The 26,092-nt window shown below is 41.5% G+C and carries 14 protein-coding genes; all 14 read right to left on the reverse strand.

Features of this window, described 5'->3' with window-relative positions; genetic code table 11:
* Complete coding sequence (locus BM176_RS08410) at nucleotides 1-6,120, reverse strand: fibronectin type III domain-containing protein (protein ID WP_090101772.1); 6,120 nt, start codon at nucleotides 6,118-6,120, stop codon at nucleotides 1-3.
* Between the two features lie 47 nt (nucleotides 6,121-6,167).
* On the reverse strand, nucleotides 6,168-7,883 hold the full coding sequence (locus BM176_RS08415) for a hypothetical protein (RefSeq protein WP_143097754.1): 1,716 nt from the start codon (nucleotides 7,881-7,883) through the stop codon (nucleotides 6,168-6,170).
* Nucleotides 7,884-8,321: 438 nt separating this feature from the next.
* On the reverse strand, nucleotides 8,322-8,783 hold the full coding sequence (locus BM176_RS08420; RefSeq protein WP_090101775.1) for a c-type cytochrome: 462 nt from the start codon (nucleotides 8,781-8,783) through the stop codon (nucleotides 8,322-8,324).
* 1 nt (nucleotide 8,784) lies between these two features.
* Nucleotides 8,785-10,098, reverse strand: coding sequence for a PQQ-dependent sugar dehydrogenase (locus BM176_RS08425; protein WP_090103315.1), 1,314 nt, complete (start codon nucleotides 10,096-10,098; stop codon nucleotides 8,785-8,787).
* Nucleotides 10,099-10,268: 170 nt separating this feature from the next.
* Nucleotides 10,269-12,116, reverse strand: a complete 1,848-nt coding sequence (locus tag BM176_RS08430; RefSeq protein WP_090103317.1) for a RagB/SusD family nutrient uptake outer membrane protein — start codon at nucleotides 12,114-12,116, stop codon at nucleotides 10,269-10,271.
* Between the two features lie 12 nt (nucleotides 12,117-12,128).
* On the reverse strand, nucleotides 12,129-15,389 hold the full coding sequence (locus BM176_RS08435; protein ID WP_090101777.1) for a SusC/RagA family TonB-linked outer membrane protein: 3,261 nt from the start codon (nucleotides 15,387-15,389) through the stop codon (nucleotides 12,129-12,131).
* 356 nt (nucleotides 15,390-15,745) lie between these two features.
* Entirely contained in the window at nucleotides 15,746-16,231 is a 486-nt protein-coding gene (locus BM176_RS08440) for a GNAT family N-acetyltransferase (RefSeq protein WP_090101779.1), read from the reverse strand.
* A 52-nt stretch (nucleotides 16,232-16,283) separates the two neighbouring features.
* Nucleotides 16,284-16,745, reverse strand: coding sequence for a carbohydrate-binding protein (locus tag BM176_RS08445; protein WP_090101781.1), 462 nt, complete (start codon nucleotides 16,743-16,745; stop codon nucleotides 16,284-16,286).
* Between the two features lie 379 nt (nucleotides 16,746-17,124).
* A complete protein-coding gene (locus BM176_RS08450) occupies nucleotides 17,125-17,727 on the reverse strand; it encodes an LURP-one-related family protein (protein ID WP_090101783.1) in 603 nt (200 codons plus the stop codon).
* A 341-nt stretch (nucleotides 17,728-18,068) separates the two neighbouring features.
* A complete protein-coding gene (locus BM176_RS08455) occupies nucleotides 18,069-19,601 on the reverse strand; it encodes a RagB/SusD family nutrient uptake outer membrane protein (RefSeq protein ID WP_090101784.1) in 1,533 nt (510 codons plus the stop codon).
* A 27-nt stretch (nucleotides 19,602-19,628) separates the two neighbouring features.
* Nucleotides 19,629-23,180: a SusC/RagA family TonB-linked outer membrane protein gene (locus BM176_RS08460; protein WP_090101786.1), complete on the reverse strand. Its 3,552-nt coding sequence runs from the start codon at nucleotides 23,178-23,180 to the stop codon at nucleotides 19,629-19,631.
* Nucleotides 23,171-24,130, reverse strand: a complete 960-nt coding sequence (locus BM176_RS08465) for a FecR family protein (protein ID WP_090101788.1) — start codon at nucleotides 24,128-24,130, stop codon at nucleotides 23,171-23,173. The genes BM176_RS08460 and BM176_RS08465 overlap by 10 nt, the downstream gene beginning before the upstream one ends.
* Nucleotides 24,131-24,145: 15 nt before the next feature.
* Complete coding sequence (locus tag BM176_RS08470; protein WP_090101790.1) at nucleotides 24,146-24,760, reverse strand: RNA polymerase sigma factor; 615 nt, start codon at nucleotides 24,758-24,760, stop codon at nucleotides 24,146-24,148.
* Nucleotides 24,761-24,887: 127 nt separating this feature from the next.
* On the reverse strand, nucleotides 24,888-26,087 hold the full coding sequence (locus BM176_RS08475; RefSeq protein WP_090101792.1) for a GTP-binding protein: 1,200 nt from the start codon (nucleotides 26,085-26,087) through the stop codon (nucleotides 24,888-24,890).
* Nucleotides 26,088-26,092 lie beyond the last annotated feature (5 nt).

Genomic DNA, 26,092 nt, shown 5'->3' on the forward strand with positions numbered 1-26,092 from the left:
TTAGTTATGTAGTATTATTATTACATCAGTAGTTAATGGATTACAATAATTACATCTTGGAGGGAATCCTAGTGGCCCCGTTTCAGGTGCCAGACTCCTGTTATGTAAAATTAATTCTTTCAATGTAGCATCAGTAGCTCCCGGTATCTCTTTCAATGCCTGGTCCAGTGCCCTGATTTCGGCATGGGTACCGGGTATTCCAGCTGTTAAATCAATCATGCTAGGATTTTCTGCAAGCTTTTTCAGAAAATCCATCACACGCTTTTGCAAAACAGGATGAAGTTTATCAACCCATTCAGTGATGAATTTAGTGTTATTTAGCAGAACTTGTCCATCCCCAGGAATGATTCCAAATCTACCCAGCTCCTCTGCAGTAAGATTTATCCCAAAATACCTTTTTCCGGTTGCCGGGTTTAAAACACCGCTGAGCACTGGACCACGTGTAGCTTTATCTAATGCCGCCATCTCAGAGATTGACATTTCCTGTAATTCATTAACCAGTTTAACGGCATCTGGTCCAAATTCCTTTTCAATAGCTACCAGGTCATATCTATCCATAGCCCGGTAGAACATCTTGAAGAATGTCTTATCACTTCCTGCTACTGTGAAACCTTTTTTATTGGAGAATAAAGCAAAGAACTTCTTATATTCTTCTCTTATTGCAACAAATGGTTTCGTTTCAAAAGGAGCCTTTGCCAATTGATTAGCCTTAGTAAACATTCCCTCTATTTGCTCTGCATAGTTATTCTTACCAATAACATTCAGCAGCGCATCACGAAGGTCTGTTTTCACACCTTTTATAATTACAGACTCACCTGTCAGCCTGCTATCTTTAAGTGCTTTAATAAGCATTGATTCCCCGTTAAAGAGTTTCATAAATGCCTCATTGTCGCTTAACAGGGCGGCCAGGTCTTCTCCGATATTAAATGCCTGTCTGAGTGCATAACGAGCCTCATTATTCACCACCCGCATGACAATGCTTCCCCCAACTGTCTTTACAGCTTCCAGATCACCAACTATCGGGGCTTTACCTGCAGCACTTTCATACTTGATATTTTTGAAAGTACTGACAACACTCTCTACTTCACCATGAGCGGAAGCACTATACCAGCTAATATCCTGCAGCACAATATCACCATCTTTTAAGGCCGCAGTTGCAACCTGCTGTGCAAAGCCTTTCGGTACCTGCATACTCACTTTAGCCCCTTGCGATACCAGCAATTCCGTTCCTGGAATAAGTTTTGCAAACTTCAGCACACTCATATTTAGCTTCCAGGCCAGCACTGTAGAGTAAAACAGGTTTCTACCCGCAGCACTCAACTCTGTAGTAGATGATAATAATACCAGGAACCTATCCAGCGCCGCCTCCAGGTCCGCAGCTGATTTAACAGTTTTTGTCAGAGAACCGGCAACATCACCTAATAGCTGTGTAGTATTAATAGTATAACGGGTAACAGTCTGAATTACCCTGGGAGCAACATTTACAACTAACACCTTCGAAATCATAACCCCACCATACAACATGTAAATCTGGTTCCACAATTCACTATAATGTTTCTGTGTATCAGTTCCATGGCTTGCAATGTCATCTTCGGCCAACGTAAAGCCAATATCGATACCGTTAAAGAGTACTTCTGCCGCGAGTAAGGGGCCCGGTTCCATTGTAGCAACAGAGAGTATCACAGCACCCACATTTACACCAATTCTCACACTGTTCCAGTTCTCAATTGTTTCCTGGCGCTGAATTAACCAGTAAGCCCATATAGCTGGTACTACAATTTCTGACCCCTGCGTAATCTTCTCATTAGCACCCAGCTTAGCAAACCGGTAGTCATCCATGAACCTCAGATGTACATAATCATACGGGCCGCATGCATACTTGGTTGTATGTTCCTTGCCGTGATGCAATGGATCTGATTTATTATAATAAGTGAAAGTAATCTGACCCGTACTTTCATTCATATCAGCTTTTGTAAACGCCTTTAAGCCATCTACGTCATTTGCTGTTATCTTGATAACGCCTATGAATGCAGTGGCATCCGTTGGTGCATCATCTACTTTTTCCGGCCATTTAAGAATATTCGAATTCGTATTGGGTTTTAACTTCGTTAAGGAATTAGATACGCGACCAATAAGACGGTCAATATCTCCACCATTAATGTCGTTAAACAAAGTTCTGAGTAGTTCATACTTCTTATCCTTACCTTCAAGTTCATCGAGCAGGCCTGACATCTGATCATCTGGTGTCATTTCCACCAGATCAGCCATCAGACTTTCTTTCGAATTCGTCCATGTCCTTTGCGTATGCAGATGTAATAATGAAGTGCGCAGATTGAGCGGCATACATTTTATTACACAGGAACGACCTCTCACATTGTTCCCATCAAGCATATCTACAACATTATCAACATCAGTCTGATCTTTCAGCTCCAGTGACTTATTCTGAATGGAGTTGTAATAAATATTAAGTGTCTGATATAGATATTTATAGAAGCCTTTTGACTCTTTATGCCTTCTCTCATACTCCTGTTTCATGATAGCCGTTTCTACATACGTCTTAGCTACGTAAGTTGCATCCGGCTGTGTATATAATGAACGGTTATCTGCATCCACCTGTAAATTTGCTGCTGATTGTGCATCTGTCACACAATTAATCATATTCGGCATCTTTCTGATCAGGGAGGCCGCCTTATAGGCGTATAATGCATTTTCACCACAAAGATTTCCTTCAATTCCGCAAGTACTGAGGAATAGAATTTCATTTTGTGTAAGCGCAGGCATATCTGCAAAAACCTCTATAGCAGCATCCACACCATTCAGGTATTCAGATAAGAAGAATATGTCTTTAAGTGTGCCATCTCCCTTATTATACTTATCAACCTTAGCCATATTATCATTGGCAGTCAGGTAATTTGTCGGGAATACTTTGAAAACCGGCGCACCATTGTTCAAGCATGGTATACCTACCAATACATTGATATACTTTTTAAGAATGCTGACAGAATCAAGGTAAAAAGTTTTCTTATCCAGTGAATCTAAATATCCATTGAAACTTTTGTTGGCACCTGATTTCACCGCGTTGTAATACTTATCGTTTACCTGGAAAGCAACCAATGCTCCTAAAGGCACATCACTATTATCGGAGAGCCAGATATCTGTAGAAGTAGAGAAGCTGACCATTGACAACTTACCTTTTATCGTCAGCGGCTTGCCTGCCAGACTTAAGAAAGTATAAGTACCGTCAGGATTTACGAATTTCTTCAATGCCGTCATATCAGTTACTATCGCCTGTGCAGCATCTCCATCTTTCTCAAACACACCCCATACTATCGCAGGGTCATGTATAGCATCCCATTGCATTTTAGTAAAGCGGGTACCATCATGATAATTCATGACGTTATCCTTCAGGTCACTGTCAGTGAAGCCAAAACCATCAAAAGTATGTTTCAGATGGAATACACCATGGCCGACTTCATGCGCAACAGTTGCAGCTACGTCATTATTACGGTCTGTAAAGATGTAACCGTATTGTTTTGCACGTGGCATATCTCCGCGCAGTACCTGACTCTCTGCACCAGTACCACCTTTCAGTACAAACAGATATACAGATTGTGCATTCACTCCGCGTGCTGACGCATAAGCTGCATGCAGCGCTTTCATCTCAGCCGTTTCTGTGCTGAACACACCACTTCCTGTAACATTCAGCAGATGGTCATTATCACTATCCCATAGTGATTCATCTGTAAACGGTTCATCAGTGACAACTGTCCAATGAACACCCACAGAATCATATATACTGTTCAGTTTCTGTTCCAGTTCATCAGCATCCGGCATCTCGCCATTGACAGGAACCAATACCAGTTTGCGTTCCAGCGCCTGATAAGAAGCGATTAAAACTTTACCCAGTGTTATAGGTGTCTGACTTCCGGCAGGGAGATACACAGCATATAATTCCTGCGCATCATTTGAGCCTCCACCCACTATATTTACAGTGTAAGTACTGCTGTCAGCATTCTTATAACTTGTAAATACAGTACCTTTTCCTGTGATAAAATAAATACTGTCTGGATTTATAGACTTATCCTTTATGCTGATTTCCGCTGTTATTACGTCCGGCTTACCTGCTACTGTTGCTTTTGCAGGCACATAATAATCGTTGGCAAGTTTTTGATATTCGGCACCAAATAACAGACTATTACTATACACAGGATTCCATGCATCAAATGCATATACCTGTGCAGGATGAGATGTAAAGCGCACAACAGCTTTATCTGCATGTAACTGATTCAATTGGGAAGCAGCAGGTAATCCCTGATTAGTACCACCTTTTGCAATCTGTGTTACCTTATAATCATCTCCGTCTTTAGTAACACTATATACATTTCCAGCAGCATCCTTCACTGTTACAGGTACATTGGCTACTTCTTTGGTAATAGTCTCTCCGTTACTGCCAGTAATCGTAAGCGTTACCCCGGTGCTATCATGCGGCGTAACTTTAATATCCTCAGGTTTATTGATAACTACAGGCACTGTAATATCTGCACTGTCTTTACCCGTAACAACTGCACCAGTTGTGCCTCCACCTTCAAAGTATTTATCCAGATCATTAATACCACTCCAGGTAGCGTCATACTGTGTAATCACCTGGCCTTCTGCCAACTGATAGTCTGTATTTATAAGTACATTGGAGAAACTAACTCCTATTTTAGCATCGTTGAGATAAGGTACTACCACATATCCCACCCCGGTAAAACGACCCTTAGAACCTTCTACTTTAGTAACGTTGATATCAAAGTCGCCAGCTTTGAATTCATCACCGGCCTTCATGGATTCCAGCGGACTTTGATTAGTAATAGCAATTGCTGCCGGTATTACACCACATTTATAAGTAGTGGTATCTCCCGCAGCTGTAGTAGTCTGTTGCGAAGGAGTAAAACTACTCTGTGCACCATCACTGCAATTTGCTCTTACTTTGAATTCATAAGCAGTATTGGCCAGTAAACCAGAAAGCGTATACTTGTTACCATTTACTGTTTGATTAAACCAGCTGGCATCAGCTACATTCGCTTTACGGTAAGAAAGCTCAAACACTTCCTGGTCTGGCGTGCCTCCCAGCCAGCTGATCTCCAAACGGGAACTTCCTTTTGTCGTTGCTGTTAGTCCGGTAGGTGTTTTGCAGGTACCCAGGTATATAAAGCTGTAAATTTCGCTGTAGCCATTATTCTTGAAGAGATCCATCTCCTCCCCGTTCACCATACTTTTCGCCTGCACACGGAACACATATGTTCTGCCGGCTGTAAGCGGAGGTTCAGAAGGTCCATATACCAACATGGTATTGCTGGTAGTGGTTTCATATAAAGGAGTAGTTGCCAGGAAAGCTGCCTGAGGATTTGAATTAAACCCGGGCAGCAGTTCCACTAATTGAAAAACATATTCTGTACTAAAAGCTGAGTTAGGGGATCCTTTATGGCGGGGAGTCCACTGAAAAGTAACATACTGCGGATCATTTACCGCTACATTCGCATTATTGGCAGGGAAGTTAATCAATGGTGGATCATTCATCACAATCCATGCATTAGCACATCCACTGGCTACACTTAGTTTCGCTCCTGTTTTAACTTCATATACATCAAAACAAACCCTGTAAAACCCTTCCGGTAATTGCCCGCCTTTTTGCCGGTATTTTGCTGCGGTGATACCATTCAGTATTAAATTATCCGCATTGAAATATGGAGCAAGGTCAGTACCACTTAAACGTTCGGGTATACCACCATCAAGAGTAATGATAGGTATATTGGCAGTAGGGTTCGTACGCAGACTAACGCCTTGCCCTTCTATGTTTACCCGGAGACGCACCTGCACATTGGATGCCTCAAGGTCACGCAGCAGCAGGTTTACAATCAGTTTATCATTGACAGAGTTTACGTAATCGCTGGTATACGGACTGTAAGGGGGAATAATAATCGTATTCACCTGTACCGGGTATATCTGCTGCGCCTGCAGCAAAGACGATGAGAGCAAACCTACTGTCATTAACAGTATATATGTTTTCCTCACATGGAGTAAACATGATAAGATCCGGGTAGACAGCGTAGAATATTTTTGAAGTAGGTTCATCATTAAAACAGTAAAGTATACACGAAATAATAATAGGCAGTTTGTCCCTGTTAAAAGCTATAGCTATAACCTGCAGTTGTTGTCAAATCGAAAAGATGCGCCGGTGAACTTGTCTGCGCCCGCATATTATTCCTGAAAAGTGAAACAACACTAAGATTAAAATTGTGTTTTCTTTTCCAGGTATATCCTGCGCTCCCCCTTAGATTTACAACACTCATCTGAGTGGCTCCGTTGTTTGCACTGGTATTGTAAGATGCAGACAAACGGGTTTTTATCTTCTTATTAAAAAATGCTTGTCCAACAGCCAGAGTAGGTCCCCAGGCCAGAGAGTTATTTCCAGGTAGTACAGAATAACTTAAATTCAGTGCCACCGTAACAGTAGTAGCCGTAGGTACTAAAGACAGATTGTATCCGGCATTGGTATTATAAAACTTAGTCCCGCCTGTAGTATCAGCATGTCCGGCCTGCTTTTCAGTGGCCTGCTGATAAGAAAAATTGACATTGAGGCTTTGTCGTCGTTTTTTGTTACCTGCCAACTGGTAGTTCATGTTAAGATTTGCATTCTGCGATATCTGCACATAATTCAGTGTATCAAGATTGTCATAAGGCGTTAGTTGATTCACCACAGCAAACTGCGGTTTGATATTGGTGAACGATTGAAAGTTCCCATAAGATGCATCAAACTGTAACCTGTCACTGGCGGTATAGTTAACATTAAGTGAACCTACAAGGCGACGCATATTGCTGATTTTTTTATGAGCGAGATCATCGTTCTGGACACCTGCATTTCCACCAATCGTCACCTTATGATTGAAAATACTTTGAGAGAAGTTAACAGTGATATTCTGGAAGTCGTTCGTAAAATAATATGCCCCCAGCGTAGCATACTCTGGATCTACCCTTTCATAACCAATACCTAATGTAAATGATTGAACATTATAATTTATACCTGCTTTGTAAGCATGATAAATACCGGTAGAAGTGCGGTTACGAATAAATGGATTAGTGACATTAAAAGCCCCATGTTCAGCCAATGGAGAGCGGATATCGCGTGTCATCTGACTGGTAGCATATTCACCGGTAAACGTAATGTGTTTGTAAATGGTAAAGCCCCCTGTAAATCCTATGGCGATATTTTCCTGTGGCACTACCTGCAAACTATCCGGTATTGCACGCACAGAATTTATATCATCTTTTGCACGGAATAAATTAATACCAAGATTATAATTGTCTCCTGCATATTCAATTTTAATACCGTAACCCATACGTTTATACGCAGGAAGGTATTCCGGATGGGCAGTATCTATGCCTATAGCCTTTTGCAATCGCCCATACATAGCGCTGTAGTGCAATCTGCCCGGAGGTGCGGCTTCCACACCCACTCCGAAAAACTGGTGTCCATTGAGTGTATAGGGCGAAAAATTCATGCTTGTCCATCCGATATGTGTTGTTAACCACTTATAAGTTGGATTCAGACTATATTGATTAAAAGGCTGGGTGTAGCTAAATGTGTGGTTAGTATAAGCAAATGTTAATGGTACACTCCATCCGTACAGGTTGAAATTAATATTACCATTTATAAAGAAACTAAAAGGACTACGAGTAGCGGGGCCATTAGAAGTATAAAAAATACTATTCATGGCTATTCCCCCATTAACTTTCAAGGCCTGTCCTTTACCAATAGCACCCACATCCTGAGATTTGATCTGGAAAGAATATAAAATGATTACCAATAATAAATAAATAGTGCGTACAGTTCTACTCAAAGTAACTTTGGATTCATAAGTTAACAGATCTCACGTAATAACTAACTGAGGATTAATAGGTATTGGGCTCTTGTCCGATTGCTTAGTTATTATTGCTCCATAGGGTCCCGGAAACAAATATATAAAAAATATTAATTGATAAAACTTTTTTATACTAATAGTAGTAAAATTCAGGGGAATCAAAAGACAATAAAGGGTAGACTTAAAAGAGTCCTTTACGAAACAAGGAGGTAAGTGGCAGGTGTCTGGCACAATAGTTTATAAATAGGTTATCGGTAAACCATAGGTTGATCATCCTTTGTTCGCTGTACCAAGCGATGAAAGGATGACCAACCTATGGCTTACCGATGTTTTATAAATGCGCTACTCTCAGAGACTCCCCGGAGCTGCTAGTAACTCAGGCATACCGGGGCCCCAATCTTATTGACAATCATCCATTTATTTTATAGTTGCTCTCACCATCTTCACCTGGGCTGGCGTAATTGCAGCAGCCTTATTCCCGAAGTTATTACGAACAAAAGTAAGCACATCTGCAATTTCCTCATCTTTAAGGGCTGCCTGTGCCGGCATAGGATTGGAATAATATTCTCCCTCAATCTCTACATCTTCGTTTAGTCCGAGCAGTAATACTTTAATGAGTTTCGTTTTATCTCCCAGCACGTACTTTGTTTTGATCAACGGCGGATTCATTCTTGGTACTCCTGTGCCATCTGCCTGATGACAAGTGGCACAGATTTCCTTATATAAAATCTTCCCCCTTGCAATTGAAGCAGTTACGCTTACGGCTGTAGGTTTTTGCTGTGCTGCATTCTTTACAGGTGCTGTTTTTTTCACCTGAGCAGTAGCAGGCACCGATATGGCAATTATTGCTGTGATGCCTGTCAGAATCCATTTGTTCATACTATTTACCCTTATAAACAATCCTGTAGATTGTTCCTTTTACGTCATCAGATATATATAAAGAGCCATCCGGGCCTTGTGCCAGTCCACAGGGGCGGTGCTGAGCCTGGCCGGGAGATTTAACCGGTGCAGGGCCTGCAAAGCCATCTGCAAATACTTCCCATTTGCCGGAAGGTTTGCCATCTTTAAAAGGTACGAATACTACAAAGTATCCTGCCTGATCTTCAGGTGAGCGGTTCCAGGAACCGTGGAAAGCAATAAAAGCGCCATTACGGTATTTTTCAGGGAACTGAGTACCCGTGTAGAATAACAGACCATTAGGGCCCATGTGTGCAGGAAAAGCAACTACAGGATCTTCTACTCCTTCGCCGGCTGTCTTTTTACCATCGCCACCATATTCAGGAGCCAGCATCTTTTTATGCTGTTCAGGATCGTAATAGATGTATGGCCAGCCATAATCAGCACCTTTCTTTATAGCATACATACATTCTGCAGGCAGATCTGCTGACTGTTTTTCATCATAGAGATCAGGGAACAGGTCATGCAACTGATCACGGCCATGCTGCATAACGAACAACTGATTCAACTGCTGGTTCCAGTCCAGCCCTACCACATTACGTAAACCGGTAGCATAACGCACACCATCACCATAGGTTTGTCCCGCTTTATCTGCTTTGAATTGCCAGATACCTCCCGCAGAGTCGAGCACAGGGCATGGTTTCATCCCCATAGAACCTTTAGTCCTGTCCTTTTCCTGGCAGGAATTGGAGAAGGCTCCTATGTTTACGTAGATGTTACCCTCGTTATCAAGCGCAAGTGATTTAGATTCATGCTGATGACGATCGATTAAGCCGGTAACAATCTTTTCCGGATGTTCGGGGTCAACTGTCTGTTGTTTAGCATCCAGCTTATAACGGAATACTTCTGTATTGGAAGAAGCATACAGGTAATTTCCTTTTATGATAATTCCTGTTCCGCCATAAGTACCAAAGCCTGTTTGTTTGTCGACCTTACCGTCGCCATTTGTATCCTTTAGTAACAGAATACCTTTACCCTCTTTGGGCCGGTCCAGTTTTACATAAATATCACCGGAAGCGGTTACGGTAATGTGACGGGAATGCCCGATTCCATCCGCCGCTTTTAAAGCACCAAAGCCTGCAGGTAATTTCAATCCTGCATTGTCGGCATCCGGTTTTACAGGACTATCCGTTGCGCCCGGTTTACCAGGGCCTCCGGTACCTGCGTACGCAGTGTTGATGCCTGCTATTATTATAGCGGCTGACATAAACACCTTACTCATTTTGTACATAAGCATAATATGGGTCATTTATAAAGATTGTGATTAAAGCCAACCCAAATTACGAAATACCAGGGGCTCCCTTTACTATTTATTTGATGAGTGGAAAACAGGCTCTTTTTTGAAAAAGAACAGGCTTCCAAAACTGGAAGCCTGTTCAATATAAAGATTTTGGCTAAGTCTGACGACTAGTATCCCGGGTTCTGCACCAGTTTGTTATTTCGGTTTATTTCATCACGTTGTATTGGCATAAAGTACATTTTATCCAGCCACAAGCGATTCTCATTTACGAGAGTTACCGGCGTATAGGTATAATCGTAATTAGCCGGATCGTATTTGTACAAAGTGACCTTGCTTCCCGCTTTCAGCTTACCCGCCACATTAATACCCTTTAACGCACGGCCAATAGTTTCAGGAGCAATCATCCAGCGGCGTACATCAAAGAAACGCTGCTCTTCAAACACCATTTCAATTTCCCGTTCATGCTGATATTCCGTTTTCAGGGCAGCACCGGATGCTGTGATGGCCGGCATTCCTGCACGGGTACGGATGGCATTCAGATAAGTGCGGGCATCTCCCTCCTCTCCTAATTCTATGCAGGCCTCCACATAATTAAGAATTACCTCTGTATACCGGAAGAATGGATAAGGTACTTCCTGGTGGAAATACTGTGCATCTACAGCCGGGTCTATGAATTTCTTAATATAATAACCGGTGAAGCTGCCATTCCAGTCTTCTACAGGTCCCTGACGAGTATCTAGTCCGGGGTTGGGGATTGCCTTCTGGGCCACCGCATCCCACACTTCATACGCACCGGTCTGTACCTGGTTAGCCGGATCTTTATCCGTTACATCTGAAGGGCGCGGCCGCCAGTTAGCTCCATCATAAAGAATGGTAGCATAAAAACGCGGGTCGCGGTTACTATAGGGATTCGCTTTATGCGCGGTTACATTCCAGTTAAATGGTGTGCCGTCGCTCATCTCATAATCATCTATCAGTAATTGAGTAGGTGTATTACCAGACCAATTATGATAACCATTTAATCCATTGTATAAGCCAATCTGTCCGCCTGCTTCTGATTTGTTATTCGAGAAATAACGGCTAAAAATACTTTCACTGTTATCTTTCAGAAACATCTGCTGATAGTTACTACTAGCCTCAGATGCACTTGCCGGATTAGGAAAAGCCAGGGAATAAGCGCCCAGATCTATCACGGCTTTTGCAGCAGCTTTTGCTTTCTGCCAGCGTTCAATACGATCACCAGAGGGATATCCCAGCACTTCCGGTGATTGTGCAGCGGCGATAATGGGAGACTTTGCCTTGGCGGTAGGAAGATCATGCAGATCGCTGGCAGCATATAATAAAACGCGTGATTTTAATGACAATGCACCTCCTTCATTCGCACGCCCTTTTACTATAATAGCTTCCTTGCCATTCAGATACTTTGCAGCAGAATCGCAATCATTAACAATATGATCTACACATTCAGCAAAAGTGTTACGGGCTTTGGTATAATCGTTATCATCCAAACCATACACGTTATCAACCAATGGAACGCCACCATATGCACGTACCAGTTGATGATAATAGAAAGCCCGGAGAAAAAATACTTCTCCTCTTAATCTTTCTCCCAATGCGGGTTTATCGAACGGCACCTTATTTATATTCGAAAAGAACACATTGCAGGCACGGATTCTTTTATACATTTCACCCCACTGGAAAGTACCACGGCTTGTTACAAATTCGGCATCCGTAGGACTGATAGTAGATTCCACCATGTTTTTCAGTCCGTAGTTATGGGTGAACATAGTTTCATCCGTAGCGGAGGCCAGCATAGTTTCCAAGAATCCACCGCTACTCAGACCATTATAGATATCGTTTACAAATGCTTCCGTTAATGCAGGATCTTTCCATACATCGTCTGCGGTCGCTTCGCCCAAGGGCTTCGTACTCAGAAAATCAGTTTTACAGGCACCCGTTGTTAATACAGTAGCCAGTGTAATGCCGAAGTATATTTTTTTAATAATCTGCTTCATACCAATCATACTTTAAAAAGTTAACGTAAAGCCTGCATTGATCACTCTTGCCTGCGGATAATACCGACCATTTCCATTGATAGATTCTGGATCAAAAATCTTCAGCTTATCAATGGTGAACAGATTGAGACAGTTGGCATAGATTCTCAAACTGTTGATACCTATTCTTTTCCTCAGAAGATCTCCCAATCCGTAGCCCAGTTCCAGGTTCTTGAGGCGCAGGTAGTTAGTATTGCGTAACCAGTAAGTGTTACCGGTGGCCCAATAGGTATCATTGCGGTCATTTACCCGCGGATCAACGCTGCTCGGGTTATCCGGACTCCAGTGATGATCGGAGTAGTCCTGTGTAAAGTTGCCAATCTCTCCGGATTCGGTATTCACAGGCAATGCACCACCAAGTGCGCCCTGCATCAGGATGGTACAGTCAAAATTCCTGTATTGCAGACTGATGTTCAGCCCACCGGTGAAAGTAGGTTGTGTACTTTTGGAATTACGCACTTTATCATCCCCATTAATCTTACCATCAGCATTAACGTCCTTAAATTTCATATCGCCCGGACGCAGGTTGTTCGTGAGTGCGCTGTAGTCTATTGTATTTTTGTTGATGGCATCAAAATCCTTAAACACACCATCATACTGGTAATATAATGCGGTATTCATTGGCTGACCTGTAGAACGCTGCCAGGAAGGAGCACCAGGAGTTTCGTCCCAGAATACGATCTTGTTTTTGGAAACACCACCATTCACACTCACATCGTAACGGAAATCATTGCCAATTTTATTGTTATAGCCTATGCGGAATTCCCATCCTTTGTTATCTACTTTACCAATGTTTTCAGCAGGTAATGTTAAACCGGTACTTTGTGGAATAGAGGCATTTCTCCTTACTAAAATGCCTGTACGTTTATTGATAAACGCATCCAGTTCAAAGTAGATCTTTCCATTGAGCAGTGCACCATCCAGCCCTACGTTATAGTTATTGGCCACCTCCCAGGTGATATATGGATTAGGGATACGAGCTTCGAACAACGATTTTGCAACAGTACCGCCCAGGATATAACTGTCAAATCCATAGGTAGAATAATATTGGTATTCCTGGAGGGTGAGTTCACCATCATTATCATCATCGAAGTAGATCTGATCATTCCCGAGTTTACCCCAGGAAGCACGCAGCTTCAGGTAATTCACAACAGGCACATTGTTTTTCCAGAAGTTCTCCTCTGAAATACGCCATCCGGCCATGATACCAGGGAAGAAACCAAACCGGGACGTTGAAGGGAACATATAGGAACCATCATAACGCCATACAAATTCAGCAAGGTATTTCTCTTTATAATTATAGGCAGCACGACCGAAATAATTAAGACGGGCACGGTCCCAGGCACTACCTCCATTATTTTTTTCGAGTTCGCCACCAGCAAGCATCTGGTCGATCAGAGAGGAGGTAAAATATTTACGGGAAGCATTGAAGTTATCAGAGTTCACAGTTTCCCTTTCTACCCCAAAAACCAGGTTGACTGTATGTTTTTTATTGAAGGTATGATCGTAGGTGAGTAATCCACGTAACAGCATATTACTCTGATCTTCGTCACCCTGGGCAAGTGTAGCCTGATCAATACCACGTTTACCTTTTACAAGTAATGGAGTGGTACCATCTGCTTCATATGTCTTCTTATCCCAGGTATAGAGGTACCATGGTGTCATCCATGTTTTGGTACGTTTGAGATATTTATCGAAGGCAACGTTACCACTCAGCTTTAAGCCATCTACCCAGGGTACTGTCACATCCAGGCGGGCATTAGTCTGCATAAAGTAACGCTTATCCCTGTCATACCCTGTCTGATCAGTGGTGATCACCACCGGGTTGTTTCCGTATTCAATATCCGGACCAGGTAACCCGTTTGGCCAATAGGCGGGTTCTGTAGGTTTTCCACGCATCAGCATCCGGAAAATGTCGCTGGCATTGCGGGTGGGGAAATGACGATATTCCTGACGCCCCAGCACATCTACACTTACACTCATATATTTGTTGATCCTGCCGTCCAGATTAACACGCAGGCTGTACTGATCGTAACCGGTAGCAGATTGTTTGTAATAAGCATCCTGTGACTGATAACCGAAAGATGCCAGATAACGCATAGCATCATTACCTCCTGAGATCTGCAGGCTATGATTGGATTGTGGAGCCCAGGTCTTGAAAGTAGATTTGTACCAGTCAGTATTAGGATGTAACCAGGGATCGTTACCGTCTTTGTATTTTTGAATCTCTTCCTGTCCGAAAGCTACATTCCATTGTTTATTCGTAACAGGAGAAGTGTAAGTGCCATTCTGTTTATATACTTTCCAGGCAGCATCCCATTCGTTGGCTGGCACATCCCTGTAAAGGCTTAATTCATCCCGTATCTGTGCATATTGCGCAGCATCGGCCATATCCGGGATATGTGTTGGTTGCGACCATCCCTGGTTGAAGGAATAAGTCAGTTGAGGTTTACCGCTTTTACCTCGTTTGGTAGTGACGAGAATTACACCGTTTGCTGCTCTTGCACCATAGATAGCGGCAGAAGCATCTTTCAATACGGAGATACTTTCTACATCAACGGGATTTAGTCTTTCAAGCCCACCGGTGCGAGCCGCCACACCATCAATAACAACGAGGGGATCGTTGTTACCCAGAGTGTTGGAGCCGCGGATGCGCAGGGAAGAACCATCATATCCGGGTTCTCCGCTGTTCTGCATGGCTGTTACACCAGGCATGCGGCCTGCGATAGAGTTTGATAGATTGGTAGCTGGTGATTTGATTAGTTCTGCACCTTTTACGGAAGCAATTGCACCTGCCACAGCTTCCTTTTTCTGTGAGCCATACCCTACAACCACCACTTCGCTCAATCCCTTGCTATCCGCTTCCAGCATGATATTGAGCGGAGCATTATTTTTTACATCAATCGTTTGTGATAAGAAACCGATTGCACTAATAGTTAATTGTGCATTTGCCGGAATGCTCAACGTAAATGAACCATCCGGACTAGTTGTGGTACCACGTGAAGTACCCACTATTTTGATAGTAGCACCAATAACCGGGTCACCATTCTTATCTACCACTTTTCCTTTAAGGGTAATATCCTGGGTAACGGAAAATGTTATTTCCCTGGAAAAGACATTTACGGGTGACTGGAAAGCGATTAATAAAGTAAGAAGTAAAGTTATTTTCATACGCAATGGTATTGACTGCCAGACATGAGAATGCCTGACCTTCAACAGGCCTGAATTTTTCATACTTTAAAGTTTGACAAAGTTTAGAAATAGCATGCCGAGTGTAACAGCTGGCTACCGGCATGACAGATTTTGGTTTTACTCAGAATGAGATAACATCCTGGTAGTTTACACACTTTTGTTTCTGATAATCCTCATAACGTGTTTGATTTTAATAGTTAAAGAATGGCAGGCAATGGGTCAATAGTTGAACTATACACGGGCTTCCAATATATAATACCTGCAAAGAGATGATGTGCTACAATATCTTTTTTATGCTTTTAGTACGAACAAAAAATACGGTTTGTTTTCATAATGGGTTATAACACATGTTCGCTAGTGTCATCCACAGGCCTAAAATAGAAAAAATAATTAAAGATTTATAATTCTTTTAACATCCAGTTAGTGCAGGAAAAATGACCGGTATTACCCTGTGGACTATCAAGGTGTTTAAATCCAAAATATTCGTAGAGTTTAATGGCTTTCTGAAGTTCGGATACGGTTTCCAGGTAACAATGAGTATAATTTTCCGTACGTGCAAAATCGAGGCATTTTTCTATTAATGCGCGGGCAATACCATTTCCACGAAATGCAGGCAACAGGTACATTTTCTGTAATTCACAAATATGTACGGGACCTCCTTCCAGTGGGGCAATACCAGCTCCGCCGGCAATTTCTTTATCTATTCTGGCAACATAATATATAGAACGCGGTGTTTGGTAGATATCTGATAAGTGGTCTAATGTAGTGTCTGCAAATGCCGTTCCAGGCTTGTTAAGACCAAAGTCTGTTAATACACTCCTTACGATATGGGCTATTACCGGATTATCATCCGGTTGGATCGGGCTGATAGTAATAAGTGGCATTTCTTATTTAATTGATTGGTGAAGATACTAAATGAGCAATATAACAGGCTGGTTAATATTCCTGTACAAAAGAGATGGAGGTAATACTAAAAGGACTGCTACCTTTAGCTACCAGATAGAGGTCGTGTACCCCGTTAGAGTACTTTGGATTTCCTGTAAATTTCAGTGTAAATGTTGTATCGCCGGTAAATGGAATTTTCAGTGTCCCTATCTTCCTGCTTTTTTTACCTCTTGGTTTATCTATCCGGAATTCTAACCGGGCATTCTTGCTATTTTTACTTTCACAAAAGACAACAATCCTGAACCCTACTTCTCCCATACTGAGGTTCACCTGTCCGAAGCCGAGGCAACTCCCCGATTTCATTTTGAATTCGGTTTCGAAATTCCCCTTTTTTGTTTTTACACTGTCCGCTGGCGCAGCGACTGGCGGTGAGCTGGCTGGCGGTGGAGCAGCAGTCTGCCCCCTTGCTATTAACTGCACAATAATTAAAAAAAGACATAGGATCGGCCTCATATAAAATCAGTAGGTCTGGCATCTTGTAAAGGAAGCTCAACCAGTGTCTAAATTAGTAATCAGGGCGAAAATTACGCAATTTATATTAAAAATTACAATAATAACCTTACAATGATTACCAGTCGGTTAAAACTCTCATTAGGTAAAGGTAAATATCAAGTAACCTTTGGAATAGATACGTAAATTCTTGCCTTTTATTGTGTTGAGAGGAAAAGTTAATAGCTGAAGGAGATAAGCAAAGACTTAAAAACTACTTAAATTAGTAGCTATATCCCCCAGATATCCTAAAGCTAATCAGCGTTTACTTATTGCGGATTTGAAACAGAAAGGGCTGATCCGCTAAATAATTGCTGATCAGCCCAATAGATTTATTCAAATCTTACTTTGCTTCTTTCTGAACCATATCAATAGTGATAGCACCAGCTACGATGGCAATTTTGTTAACATCTTCCGGACAATCTTTCTCAATAGTAACGCGGTACTTGTCGGCAGTGGTAAATGCTTCCTTCAGGATACCGGCCCATTTTTTAGAGATCGTACCTAATGCTTTTTCATTAGAGTCTACAATGCTGAAATTCCAGGCTTTCCAGTCACCTTTGATCTGTGCTATTGTTTCACCATACTGATTGGTAATATGATACAGGGGTTTCATAAATGCAAATTTCTGCTTGATACCACCTATCTGCGTGCCATTACCATCCAGGATCAGGATTTTAGACGTCCAGAAAGTCCAGCCACGTTGAATACTGGCCACAACTACATTGTTCATGTCTGTGATATCCAGTGTGAACGGAAATATAGCTTTACTCAGAAATAAACGTAAAAATTTGTGCCAGAGAGGAACGGTTTGCTGGACGTTGCCAATCTGCTGCCCCTGCTCATTGTACACTTTGTACGCATTTGAAAATTTGAGGAGTCCTACTTTTTCGTCAATAAAATAATCATCGCATTTAAAAAACTCTGGTAAGTTCGTTTGTCCCATAAGGTTGAATAAAGGTGGTTAAATAATAGAATGAATGGGCGTAAAGATATATAAATTATTTTCCTTCTAAGTAATTATCTAATAATTTAATCAATTTCAACATTTTATCAGGGTATTTCTCTGCCAGATTTACTTTTCAACAGGGTTTTGAATAAGATTAAAAAGTTCAACTATATGCATGGCTTCAGGGTAATACTTACCTGATAAATGGGCTTTTAGTGAGGCTGATTGAATAATATATAATACCCTCTTGACTGATTTTTAAATTAAAAAGCTTCATAAGGATTGCAGTTTTATGGCAATCCTTACGAAGCTTTTTATAAGATCAGCATTGACGTTTATTAGTTGTATCCCGGATTCTGGTACATTTTAACAGGATCCAGTTTGTATTCATCAAAAGGAATCGGGAAGTAGCGGTCTTTTCTTGTAAAGTTGCTTAACTTGGGAGTACCAAAGTCTCCCTGATTCTTTGCATGGAAATGGGTCACCAGTTCATCAGTTGTAAAAAACCTCAGCAGGTCGAACCAGTATTTATGCTCAAAGGCTAACTCTATCCTCCTCTCGTGTAATATTGCCAGTTTCAATGTAGGATATTTAGTACTGTAATCAGCATCTGTAAGCGATACTGTGTAGCCGGGCAAACCAGCTCTTGCACGGACCATATCCAGATAAGATATCGCAGTCGCATTATCTCCCAGGTACATATTTACCTCTGCCAGCATCAGGATCACATCTGCATAGCGGATCAATGGACAATCATTACCGCCATAACCATTGCTACCTGCCAATGAAGATGTATCACGATACTTGGTAACGAACCAGTCTTTTACATTTGATGCATTCGCATATTTAATGGAAAAATCTTTGCGAGGGTCTGTTGTTTCATACTCATTTACGAGGTCATGTCTTACATTTCCTCCTATTCCTGTAGTTACTCTTTTGGAGTTTATGGTTTCTAAATTCGCCTGGTTATTGCGGGCGATGGCAGAAGAATTATCTATATCTCCCTGTTTGTAAACGATGGTCAGGATTAGCTCTGGACATTTAGTTTTTTTGGTAACATCAAAAACATCCGCGTAAGGAATATCCTTTAGGTTAGTGAAAGTACGCATATCATAACAGGCTGTCAGATATGTCTTAGCATTTGTAAGGTTTTCATTCTTCTTGCCCTCATCAATTGTAGTTGCCATGGTAAGGTATACCTGTCCAAGTAATGCATTTCCAGCTGCTTTGGAGACTCTACCTAAGTTGGCTCCTGTCTGAAAATTCGGTAAAGGACTGGCCAATACATCTTTCAGGTCTTTTACAATCTGTGCATATACAGCCGTATCTTTTGCACGGAAAGTATAATCGGGAACTTCAGTTGAAGTTAATTGTTTTGTTACCAATGGTACATCTCCCCATTTGCGTACGAGGTGGAAATACATCAATGCACGGATAAACTTTACTTCAGCTATGTAACCTGCTTTTGTATCTGCATTGGCGAATTCCACCCTGTCTATATTTGATAATAAAATATTGGCACGGGTAATAGACTGATAAAAGGCCAGCCAATGATTTTTCACGTAAGAGTTACTTGGCAGAAGAGAAAAATCACCAAACTGAAAAGGTTCTCCGGAATTAGATTGCACATCAATACCACCAGTATTTCCAGCGCGGTCTTCAGTAAACAATCCACTGGTTTCACCAATACAGTTACCGCTTCTCAATGACTGATAAACGCCGTTCACTGCCACCAGCACATCGTTTTCCGACTGATAATAATCAGTTATAGTCGATGCGTTAGGGTCTGTCTGATCCAGCAGATCCTTGCTGCAGGATGATAAAAACATTGCAGTTGTGAGAAATAATATTATAGAAAGTATATTTTTCATTTTATGTCTGTTTCTGTATGAAAGAAATTAGAAAGCCAGTTTTACGCCTGCATTATAAGCACGTACAAGGGGATACATACCATAATCGACACCTGGAGCAAGATTTGAATTTGTCGTGCTGTTTACGTTAAAATCAACTTCTGGATTATACCCTTTGTATTTTGTAATCGTAAAGGCATTGTCTACACTGGCAAATAAAGTAGCGCGACTTATACCCAGGCGGTCCTGCAGGAAACGGAATTTAAAGTTATAGCCAAGAGTTGCATTTGTGCATCTGAAATAAGAAGCATCCTGCAGATAGAATGTAGATAACCTGGTGCTGTTACTTTGTGTACCAGCTCTTGAAGGCCGGTAAATATGTCCGTTACCAGGTTCTGTTATTGAACGGAAATGTTCTGCAACATCTGCATACTGATTACCGGAACCTTCCATGTTATAGAGATAATAATCCTGTCCGTCCAATACCTGGTTACCATAAGAACCGTTAAATGAAGAACTGAAATAGAAATCTTTATAGGTTGCAGACAGATTAAAGCCGTAAGTGAATTTAGGATAAGGATTACCGATCACGTCTTTATCAGCGTCATTCACAACACCCTCTCCTGTTTTATCATAGAAGTAAAGGTCTCCCGGATGCATTGGATTAGATGATGAAGCAGACGGTGCTACTTTATTATAATTATCCGCAGTAGCTACACCCAGAACTTTAAAGCCATAGAACATGCCAACTGGTTGCCCTGTTTGTGTGATATGAGTTTTATAAGAACGTTCTGCACCAGCGGTAATGATAGTGCTGGCACCACCCATATCAAGTACTTTATTTCTGTTCACAGAGATATTACCCGAGAGGTTAAGGTGAAAATCTTTCCCATCAATTACCCTTGCATCAATCTGCAGATCTATCCCTTTGTTGCGTATTTTTGAATCACGCAGGTTGGTAAGCATAGTTGCAGATCCGGACACTGCAGAAATAGGCTGATCAAACAGTAAGTTATAAGAATAACTCAGATAGTAGTTGGCAATCACAGATATACGCCCATTAAATAAGCCGACATCCAGTCCCGCATTATATTGGGATGTTGATTCCCAACCCAGTTTTTCATCTCTGATATCATCTGGATAAGCTGCATTCAATACATTATCGCCAATTACAACACCAGTTGGCTTAGCCATTACTTGTATTGATTTGTAATCCCCAATATTATTATTACCACTCAATCCCCAGCTGGCACGCAATTTAAGAGTGGAGTTTTGGCCCAGCCAATCATGATAAAAAGATTCATTAGATATATTCCATCCTGCTGCAACAGATGGGAAAGTACCCCACTTATTCTTGGGTCCAAAACGGGATGATCCATCTGTACGGAAAGAAGCCGTGATGAAATATTTACTGTCATAGTTGTAATTAACACGAGCCAGGTAAGATAACAAAGTTGTTACTCTCCTTGTAGCTTTTGTTAAGGTGAAATAAGCTGCTGCAGCGCCTTTGGCGCTCACATCCTGGATACGGTCATTGTCAAATCCTTTGGCTTGTACCTGCAGCACATCATTTGTTGTTTTCTGAGCAGTATAACCAGCCAATACATCAATTTTATGTTTATTGATCTGTTTATTATAGTTAAGAGTATACTCTCCCAGCTTATCCAGGTACGTGGTATTTTCTGCTTTTGCATTTGCTGCATTTTTAGCATCAACAGAATAAGGTGCACTTACTCCAGAGCTTAAACTGGTTGGGTAGTAATAGTTATACTTTTCCGAATAACTTTGCATTCCCAGGTTTGCTTTAAAGGTCAATGCAGGGAGGATCTCATAAATAGCATAAGCATTATAAGTTCCTCTGTTGCCGTTCCTGGTAATATTGATTTCCTTTGCCAATGCAATTGGATTCTCGAAGCTGTTATAGCCATAGGTTGAAGAAAATTTCGCTACCTCATTCTTTGCAATATTACCCTTCTCATCATAAGCACGGTATGAAGGTAACATCAGCAAAGCTGCCATTATAGGATTATGATCCCAACGCCCTTCTTCCGTTTCTCTGTTCTGGTTATTGGTATAAGAAACATTCATGCCTACTTTCAGTTTTGCATTTACCTTGCCATCAATATTTGCACGAATGTTAATTTTCTTAACCCCTGTATTTAATATAATACCATCCTGATTCTGATAACCACCACTCAGATAATAACGAACATTATCTTTACCCCCTGAGAATGAAAGGTTATGTCTTGCAAAGAAAGCATTTCTATATAATTCATCCTGCCAGTCAGTGTTGTACTTTGATTTGATGATCTTCTGATTAGCGAAATCATAAAATTCAGGTGCTATACTAATGGCATTGGCATTACCAATATTTGCGATACGGGTAGCGTTATCATCAGAATACATAGCATCTGTCCATGGTTTATTAGCATTTACCATGAAGTCATGATAAGAGTTATTTCGGGCATCTACCATTAACTGTGAAAACTGGTCGGCATTCAGCAACTTCACCTTTTTAGCCAGTTGGTTGATACCTGACTGGAAGTCGTACTCAAATTTACCTTTGCCATCCTTACCACGTTTGGTAGTGATCAGGACCACACCACCAGAAGCTCTGGAACCATAAATAGCCGCAGAAGCAGCATCTTTCAGGATATCTATTGATTCAACATCCTCAGGATTGATATAAATATCATTGTCCATAGGATAACCGTCTATTACATACAACGGATTGGAAGAAGCATTGATAGACCCTATGCCACGCACTCTGATCTTAGTGCTCGCATAAGGAGCACCACTCACCTGGGATACCATCACACCGGCCACTTTACCAACGAGTGCCTGTCCTACAGAAGGAGATGTAAGATTCAGCTCACTTGCTTTCACACTGGAAATAGCACCAGTAACATCGCTTTTCCTTACTGACTGATAACCGATAGCTACGATTTCTTTTAACTGGCTATTCTGTACTTTCAGTTGCACATTCAGTGAAGGCTGATCTGTTATAGTTGCTTCGTATGGAGCATAACCAATGAAATTAAACACAAGTACATCACCGGTATTTACCGCGATACTGTATTTACCATCTCCGTCGGTAGAGGTGTTCTTTTTTGTTGTTTTCTCATATATACTCACACCGGGTATGGGCTGATTATTTTCGTCTGTCACTTTTCCGGAAACTACTATCTGCACAGCCGTTATAGTGGGGGCTAGCTGCTTTTCAGCTATCTTCTTCTTTTCTACTTTCAGGAAGATGTGTTTATCATCTACCTGTTTAACAGAACCTTCATAGTCTGCCAGGAGTTGTTGCAATACGGCAGACAACATTGCGCTTTCTGCTTTGCAGTTTACCAGCTGGCCCGCATTTACAGCCGTTGCATTGTACCCTATGGAAATACCTGTTTTCTGTTCGATTAATATGAAAACATCTCTCAACGGAACTTTCTTAACATTGAGGCTGATGCGTGTGTCGCGTACATTAATGGTGATATTCTGCCCATGCATTTCATTTGCAAAACAGATCACATGACAAAAGAAAAATATTACCAGCAAGCGCAAATGCCGGGTAAAAAAAGTTGGCGCATTACATTTTATTCGCATGACGTAGTGTTGATTTTTATTTCATGATTATTTATATGATAAGTGATTCCTGAAAGCTGGGATAATAGATGCATTGCATTCTCAATAGGCTCATTTTTCAGTTGCAGGGTATAACGGCAAGTTCTTTTGGTGCTACCACTGAGAGTAATGGTAATATTATATTGTCTTTCCAATACAGCAGCGATTTCAGCAATGGTAGCCTGTTGGAAATAGAACCGGTTTGTCTGCCAGTCGGCTATTTCAGCGGCATTTGCGACTTTCAGCTGATGTTCATTTTTCTGTTCATTGTACGTAAGCATCTGGTTATGTGTAACGCTGGCAGCCAGTACTTCATGATCATTTTCTACCCGTACTTTTCCTGTTAATACAGCTACCTGTATCGCTTTTTCTTCAGGATATGCCTTGATATCAAAAGAAGTACCCAGTACGACAGTCCTTAATTTACCAGTGTGAATGATGAAAGGTTTGCTTTCGTCACTTTTAACATCGAATACTCCTTCTCCTATGAGGAACAGTTCTCTTTTTTCTTTTCCGAAGTTGGATGGAATTTTCAATGCAGACAGTGCATTCATGGTAACAACAGTACCATCGGGTAATGTGATCTTTTTCCGCTTTCCTTTTCCAACATTGATCTCCGCATATGTAACGGGAGGAGGTGTTCCTTTGAAATGCCTGAAGAAAAACAGAAGTCCCGTTAATGCCACTACGAGAACTGCAGCTACGCGTAGCAGGGGGACATAACTAATCCTTTTTACTTCCGGGAACAGCTTACGCATTACATTTCCCGCCGCTTCATTAGCAGCAGCTGTAAATGCCGGATCGTCCGGAAGCTCATTCTCGAAGGAATGAAACCACTCCTGTATACGTATTACCTCTTCCGGTGTGCATTCACCGGATCTGTACTTTTTTAAAAGCGCTAAGATGGCAGCTTTGTCTGATGATGTTCCCATTCATCAGTAAAGTCTTTAAATCATGCAGGCGGTACCATTAAGGAATTGTGAACACAATGTTAACGAAATGTAAACAAGCATCCAGTGATCTGTATTCAGTTTTAGTCTGATCCGTTTAAGCGCAAGGGAGATATAATTCTTAACGGTTTGCTCTGAAAGACCATATTCTACCGCTATTTCGCGAATAGATTTTGCTTCCCAACGGCTTGATACAAAGACCTTTCTCATTGTATCATTCATCTTAGATACTTCGGAATCTACTTCGTTTCTCAGCTCCATTGAAATCAGCTGGTCCTCTATAGGAAAAGCGGTTGGCTCATCTTTTTCAAGTAATACGGTTTGCCTGGCAAGAATCTTTTTATGCTGAATCTGCCAATCGATCACCGCATAATATGCTGCGCGGGTTAAATAAGAGAGAATTCGATCCTGTGTAATAATGTTCTGCCTGTTTTTCCAAAAGGAGATAAAAATCTCCTGAAGCAGATCCTTGGTGTCATGTTCTTCGCGGATACGCGCATAGATGAACTTGTACAGCGTAACATTATACCTGTATACAAGTGTCTCAAATGCCTTTTCATCATCCTTTTTCACTAGTGATAATAGCTCCGCATCGTTCAGATTCTTCATCATAACACAAAAAAGTTGGCGAATAGTATTGCGGTGCGAAAATATACATCGCAAATTTAGCCTTGTGTTATGTTTGCGTTAAGAGTGTTCTCTCACTATCAGAAATATGCCAACCGAGATAAGCTCCTTTTTAACAAGGGAATTCATCCTGGAAGGTATCTCCTCTCTCCATTGCATTTATTTCATCTTCATTACACAAACATGCTTCCATTTCCATTGTGATCTGATGCTGATCCAATTCCTTCCCAATGATGACAAGTTCATTCTGCCTGTCACCAAAACGTTTATCCCACTTACTTTCTATTTCTGCCTGATTATCCAGAAAGGAAGCGTAACGGATCCTTTCTTTGTAAGACATGCTGCTCCACCATACACCGGCACGCTCGGCACGAAGACTACCGCCTGCCTGGCTCCAGTTCAAAGCATCGTCTTTCCGGGAAGCGAGCCAGAACAATCCTTTACTGCGGATAACACCGGAATGCCAGTGATTATTGAGATATTCCCAGAAGCGTTCGGGATGAAACGGACGGCGACTACGGAACACGAAACTGCTGATACCATATTCTTCAGTTTCCGGCGTATGGTGCGACTTGTTCAGTTCTTCTATCCAACCGGCACTCTGACTGGTTTCTTCAAAATCAAACAGGTTGGTATTGAGGATGGTTTTCAAGTCTACCTTGCCAAAAGAAGATTCTATGATCTTAGCATTTGCATTGAGTTTCTTCATTACAGATTTGAGGACCCCAACTTCTCCAGGTTTCATCATATCAGTTTTATTAAGGACGATTACGTTTGCAAATTCGATCTGATCTGTGAGCAGGTTTACGATAGTTCTGTAATCTCCTTCCATATCTGTTACCTGCCTTTCCTGTAATGTTTGTATACTGCTGAAATCTCTGAAGAAATTAAAGCAGTCTACAACGGTAACGAGTGTATCCAGGCGGGAAATTTTACTCAGATCTGTACCATTTGCTTCATCCTGATAGGTAAAAGTCTGCGCGACCGGCAACGGTTCGCTGATGCCGGAACTTTCTATCAGGAGATAATCAAATTTATTTTCTTTAGCGAGCTTCTCTACTTCAATGAGCAGATCTTCGCGCAGTGTACAACAAATACATCCGTTACTCATCTCCACTAACCGCTCTTCTGTTCTGTTCAGTGTATTTTCATTTTTAATAAGTTGTGCATCAATATTTACTTCGCTCATGTCATTTACAATGACGGCTACTTTCATCCCTTCCTTGTTGTGCAGTATATGATTGAGCAAAGTAGTTTTACCGGCACCGAGAAATCCACTCAGCACCGTTACTGGTAAACGGTTCGTTATCATAATAA

This window comes from Chitinophaga sp. CF118 (assembly GCF_900112615.1).
Lineage (GTDB): Bacteria > Bacteroidota > Bacteroidia > Chitinophagales > Chitinophagaceae > Chitinophaga.

Bases quoted from the DNA above. Each gene is read 5' to 3' on its own strand.
- BM176_RS08410 (WP_090101772.1), bottom strand. From the start codon at position 6,120: ATGATGAACCTACTTCAAAAATATTCTACGCTGTCTACCCGGATCTTA.
- BM176_RS08465 (WP_090101788.1), bottom strand. From the start codon at position 24,130: ATGGGAACATCATCAGACAAAGCTGCCATCTTAGCGCTTTTAAAAAAG.
- BM176_RS08420 (WP_090101775.1), bottom strand. From the start codon at position 8,783: ATGAACAAATGGATTCTGACAGGCATCACAGCAATAATTGCCATATCG.
- BM176_RS08460 (WP_090101786.1), bottom strand. From the start codon at position 23,180: ATGCGAATAAAATGTAATGCGCCAACTTTTTTTACCCGGCATTTGCGC.
- BM176_RS08440 (WP_090101779.1), bottom strand. From the start codon at position 16,231: ATGCCACTTATTACTATCAGCCCGATCCAACCGGATGATAATCCGGTA.
- BM176_RS08430 (WP_090103317.1), bottom strand. From the start codon at position 12,116: ATGAAGCAGATTATTAAAAAAATATACTTCGGCATTACACTGGCTACT.
- BM176_RS08425 (WP_090103315.1), bottom strand. From the start codon at position 10,098: ATGCTTATGTACAAAATGAGTAAGGTGTTTATGTCAGCCGCTATAATA.
- BM176_RS08445 (WP_090101781.1), bottom strand. From the start codon at position 16,745: ATGAGGCCGATCCTATGTCTTTTTTTAATTATTGTGCAGTTAATAGCA.
- BM176_RS08435 (WP_090101777.1), bottom strand. From the start codon at position 15,389: ATGAAAAATTCAGGCCTGTTGAAGGTCAGGCATTCTCATGTCTGGCAG.
- BM176_RS08470 (WP_090101790.1), bottom strand. From the start codon at position 24,760: ATGATGAAGAATCTGAACGATGCGGAGCTATTATCACTAGTGAAAAAG.
- BM176_RS08455 (WP_090101784.1), bottom strand. From the start codon at position 19,601: ATGAAAAATATACTTTCTATAATATTATTTCTCACAACTGCAATGTTT.
- BM176_RS08475 (WP_090101792.1), bottom strand. From the start codon at position 26,087: ATGATAACGAACCGTTTACCAGTAACGGTGCTGAGTGGATTTCTCGGT.
- BM176_RS08450 (WP_090101783.1), bottom strand. From the start codon at position 17,727: ATGGGACAAACGAACTTACCAGAGTTTTTTAAATGCGATGATTATTTT.